This is a genomic window from Inquilinus limosus MP06, from assembly GCF_000767795.1.
Lineage (GTDB): Bacteria > Pseudomonadota > Alphaproteobacteria > DSM-16000 > Inquilinaceae > Inquilinus > Inquilinus limosus_E.
This window is the reverse complement of record NZ_JANX01000524.1, coordinates 1-4,477: the sequence shown is the minus strand read 5'-3', so window position 1 is coordinate 4,477 and position 4,477 is coordinate 1. Positions and strand designations below refer to the sequence as shown.

5 protein-coding genes are annotated in these 4,477 nt (G+C 69.6%); 1 reads left to right on the top strand and 4 read right to left on the bottom strand.

The annotated features are described in order from the left end of the window. Nucleotides 1–1,017, bottom strand: a 1,017-nt coding sequence (locus P409_RS27545; protein WP_193366529.1) for a transglycosylase domain-containing protein, incomplete at its 3' end; no start/stop codon positions are given. 171 nt (nucleotides 1,018–1,188) lie between these two features. Between P409_RS27545 and P409_RS27540 the strand changes: the two genes are divergently transcribed. Further along, nucleotides 1,189–1,656 (top strand): phosphatase PAP2 family protein, encoded by a 468-nt coding sequence (locus tag P409_RS27540; protein WP_034845925.1) that lies wholly within the window; start codon nucleotides 1,189–1,191, stop codon nucleotides 1,654–1,656. Between the two features lie 4 nt (nucleotides 1,657–1,660). Here P409_RS27540 and P409_RS27535 read toward each other — a convergent pair whose 3' ends face one another. From P409_RS27535 to P409_RS27525, 3 genes are all read right to left on the bottom strand, one after another. Continuing rightward, on the bottom strand, nucleotides 1,661–2,101 hold the full coding sequence (locus P409_RS27535; protein ID WP_034845923.1) for a VOC family protein: 441 nt from the start codon (nucleotides 2,099–2,101) through the stop codon (nucleotides 1,661–1,663). Continuing rightward, complete coding sequence (gene irrA / locus P409_RS27530; RefSeq protein WP_034845921.1) at nucleotides 2,091–2,507, bottom strand: iron response transcriptional regulator IrrA; 417 nt, start codon at nucleotides 2,505–2,507, stop codon at nucleotides 2,091–2,093. Before irrA ends, P409_RS27535 begins: the two co-directional genes overlap by 11 nt. Nucleotides 2,508–2,587: 80 nt before the next feature. Then, entirely contained in the window at nucleotides 2,588–4,234 is a 1,647-nt protein-coding gene (locus P409_RS27525; protein ID WP_034845919.1) for an electron transfer flavoprotein-ubiquinone oxidoreductase, read from the bottom strand. Nucleotides 4,235–4,477 lie beyond the last annotated feature (243 nt).

Below are 4,477 nucleotides of genomic sequence, written 5' to 3'. Positions count from 1 at the left end.
CTGGGCGGCCTCGGCCTGCGCCACGGCCTCGGCCGAGGCCGGCAGGTCCAGCATCGCCGAGATGTTGGTGATCGGCCCGCGCCAGCCGCGGTTGCGGTCGAACCGCTCCAGCCCGGCGCGCAGCGCCCGGTCGGCGAAGACCTGCAGCCGCGGGTCCAGCGTGGTGCGCACCGCCAGCCCGCCGCGATAAAGCTGGTCGTTGCCGAAGGAGCGGCGCAGCGACCGGCGCACCTCCTCGGCGAAATAGGGGGCGTGCACGGTTTCCAGCGGCGCCTGGGCCCGCACCGCCAGCGGCTCGGCCTTGGCGGCCGCCGCCTGCTCCGCGGTGATGGCGCCGTCCTGGGCCATGCGGTCCAGCACGTAGTCGCGGCGGGCGCGCGCGGCCTCCGGCCGGGTGACCGGGTTGTAGTTGTTCGGTGCCTTCGGCAGCGCCGCCAGGAACGCCGCCTCGGACAGCGACAGCTCGACCGGCGGCTTGCCGAAATAGCGGGCCGAGGCCGCGCCGACGCCGTAGGCGCCGCGGCCGAGATAGATCTCGTTGAGATACATCTCCAGGATCTGGTCCTTGGAGAAGTCGTGCTCGATCTCGAAGGCGAGGATCAGCTCGCGGATCTTGCGCAGGGCGCTGACCTCGTTGGTCAGCAGCAGGTTCTTGGCCACCTGCTGGGTGATGGTCGAGCCGCCCTCGAGCCGCCGGCCGCTGCGCAGGTTCTTGACGTTGGCGACCACGGCGCGGGCCAGGCCGGCGGGATCGACGCCGTGATGGTGCCGGAAATTCTGGTCCTCGGCCGAGATGAAGGCCTGCACCAGATAGGGCGGCAGGCTCGACAGCGGCACCACCACCCGGTTCTCGACATAATATTCGCGCAGCAGCGACCCGTCGGCGGCGTAGATCCGGGTGGTTTCGGGCGGCTGATAGGCGGCGAGCTGGCTGGCGTCGGGCAGGTGCAGCTCCGGTCCGGCGGCGGTGGCCAGAAGCTTCAGCAGGACGACGGCGACGGAAAAGCTGGCGGACATGCGGGCGGTTCACTGGTCCCAGGGCGTCTCTTACTAAACGTTCGGCCGGCGAATCGGAAACGCCTTCTGCTCGATGAAGCCATGCGGAGGCTGTGGAAAGTGAGATAGGGCGATATCGCCTGCGCTGCCATGCCCCTTCATCCGAGGCCCCGCGCATGGGATGATGTCGGCATGAAACCGATCGTTCTTCTGATGTCGATCGGCCTGCTGGGCTGGTGGTACGTCGTGGTGCCGCTGCAGGTGATCGTCGCGGCGGTCGCCCTGGCGCACGGCCGTCGGCGGCTGGCCGTGTTCAGCCTGGCGGCGCTGGCCATGGCCGTCGTCACGGTCCGGGCCGCGCGGGCCGCCGTCGACTGGCATCCGGAAGGATTCGGCCAGGTCGGGGTGGTGCTGCCCAGCGGCCACTCGGCACTGGTCGTGGTGGCGGTGGCGACGCTGGCGGCGCTGGTCTGGCCACGCTGGACGCGGGCCCGCGTCGCGGTCGCGGTGGCGTTGATCCTGGCCGTCGCCGCGGTCATGACGGTGGGCGGCCACACCGTCGGCGACGTCGTGGTGGGCTTGGCGCTGGGCGGCATCTCCGTTCTTGTCGCCGGGACCGTCGCGCGCTTCCGCTGGCCGCGCCGCGCATCGGCGGTTTGAAGCCTCAGTAGTTCGGCCACAGCCCAGGGGTTGCCAGCTCGATGACATGGCCATCGGGGTCGGAGAAGTAGAGGCTGGCGCCGCCGCGCGGCCAAGCCATCTCCCCGGTCAGGGCCACGCCGGCCTCGGCCAGGCGTTCGCGCCAGGCGTCGAGTCCGCCGGCCGGCACGGCGAAGGCCATGTGCAGCCGCCCCGTGCCCTCATGCCCCGGGATGGTGCCGGAAGCGTCGACCACATCCTCGGAGGTGGCACCGGCCAGGAACAGCAGCAGCACGCCCCGGCGCCCGGCGTCCAGCGCCACCAGCCGCGGACTGCGCAGCATCACCCGCAGGCCCAGCACCTGCTCGTAGAAGGCGGCGGAGCGGTCGAGGTCGGCGACGTAGAGCGCGGTCTCGAGCAGCCCGTCGATGCGCGGCGCGGCGGTCACGGCGCCGTCAGGCTTCATCCGTCAGGCGGATCACCACGTCGACCCGGGCGATGCGGGTGCCGGCCGGGGCGTCCGGCAGGGCCGAGACCACCACGGCGTCGCCATGGACGTCGCGCAGCTCGCCGGTCGATTCGTGGTAGAAATGATGGTGGTCGTGGATGTTGGTATCGAAGTAGGACCGCCCGGCCTCGACCACCACCTCCCGCAGCAGGCCGGCCTCGGTGAACTGGTGCAGGGTGTTGTAGACGGTGGCCAGCGCCATGGCCTGGCCGGCCGCCAGCGCCTCGCCGTGCAGCCCCTCGGCGGTGACGTGGCGGTCGCAGCCGTCGAACAGCAGCCGCGCCAGCGCCACGCGCTGGCGGGTCGGCCGCAGCCCGGCCCCGATCAGCCGGTCGACGGGGGTGGTGGTGGGGGCGTCCGTCATTCTGGTCCTGCAATGATCCATCCGCACAATAATCTGTGCGTGCCGATGGAACAACACCCCGGCGGTAGCGGTGGTTCGCCTCACATCATCTGGTAATTCGGGCCCCCGCCGCCCTCCGGCACGGTCCAGACGATGTTCTGCTTCGGATCCTTGATGTCGCAGGTCTTGCAGTGCACGCAGTTCTGCGCGTTGATCACGAAGCGCGGGTCGCTGCCGTCCTCGTTCCGCACCACCTCGTACACCCCGGCAGGACAGTAGCGTTGCGCCGGCTCGTCGAACACCTTCAGGGTGTAGGCGATCGGGATCGACGGGTCCTTCAGCTTCAGATGCGACGGCTGGTTCTCCTCATGGTTGGTGTTCGACAGGAACACCGAGGAGAGGCGGTCGAAGGTGATCACCCCGTCCGGCTTCGGATAATCGATCTTCTTCGACTGGGCGGCCGGGCGCAGCGTCTCGTTGTCGGCGTGCTTGTGATGCAGGGTCCAGGGCAGCTTGCCGCGGGTCCACAGCTCGAGGCCGGAATAGAGCGTGCCCAGGAGGGTGCCCCAGCGGAAGGCCGGGCGGCAGTTGCGCACCACCGTCAGCTCCCGCCACAGCCAGCTCGCCTTCAGCCGCTCCGGATAGGCGGTCACCTCGTCATGGCCTTCGCGGCCCTCGGCCAGCGCGTCGAACACCGCCTCGGCGCAGACCATGCCGCTCTTCATCGCGGTGTGGTTGCCCTTGATCCGCGGCACGTTGACGAAGCCGGCGGAGCAGCCGATCAGGCAGCCGCCCGGGAAGGTCAGCTTCGGGATCGACTGCAGCCCGCCCTCGTTGATGGCGCGGCCGCCATAGGCCAGGCGCTTGCCGCCCTCCAGGGTCGGGCGGATCAGCGGGTGGGTCTTGAAGCGCTGGAACTCCTCGAAGGGCGACAGGTACGGGTTCTTGTAATCCAGCGCGACGACATAGCCGATCGAGACCAGGTTCTCGCCGAAATGGTAGATCCAGCTGCCGCCATAGGTCTCGTTGTCCAGCGGCCAGCCGAAGCCGTGCTGCACCAGGCCGGGCCGGTGGTTCTCCGGCTTCACCTCCCACACTTCCTTCACGCCCAGGCCGAAGGTCTGCGGGTCGCAGTCGGCGCGCAGGGCGAAGCGCTCCATCAGCGTCTTGGCCAGGGAGCCGCGAACGCCCTCGCCGATCAGCGTGTACTTGGCGTGCAGCTCCATGCCCGGCGTGTAGTTGCCGGTCGGCTGCCCGTCCTTGCCGATGCCCATGTCGCCGGTGGCCACGCCCTTGACCGACCCGTCCTCGTGGTACAGCACCTCGGCGGCGGCGAAGCCGGGATAGATCTCCACCCCCAGCGCCTCGGCCTGCTGCGCCATCCAGCGCGTCACCAAGCCCATGCTGACGATGTAGTTGCCGTGGTTGTGCAGCTCCTTCGGCAGTCCGAAATTCGGAAAGCGGAAGCTGCTGACGCCGGTGTAGTAGTGGAATTCGTCCTGCGTCACCGGGGTGTCCAGCGGCGCGCCCTTGTCCTTCCAGTCGGGGATCAGTTCGTTCAGCGCGCGCGGGTCCAGCACCGCGCCCGACAGGATGTGGGCGCCGACCTCGGACCCCTTCTCCAGCACGCAGACGCTGACCTCGCGCCCCGCCTCCGCCGCCTTCTGCTTCAGCCGGATCGCCGCCGCGAGGCCCGCCGGCCCCGCGCCCACGATCACGACGTCGTATTCCATCGATTCGCGTTCCATCGCGCGTCCCTGTCGTTCGGTTGGCGGCATGCTACAGAAATGCATCCCCGGAATCGAATGGCCGATCATGTCGCGCCGGCTTTGGCTCCGGTTGCGACGCGGAAGCCCCGCCGACGCTGCGGCAGCTTCGGCCGCCGGGGTTGACAGGCCGGGCGGCCCGGCGGCTTCTAGCGCATGGACAGGATCAGCGAATCAGCCGTGCAGCCCGCCGAGATCATCGCCCTGCTGAGATGGTACCAGGAC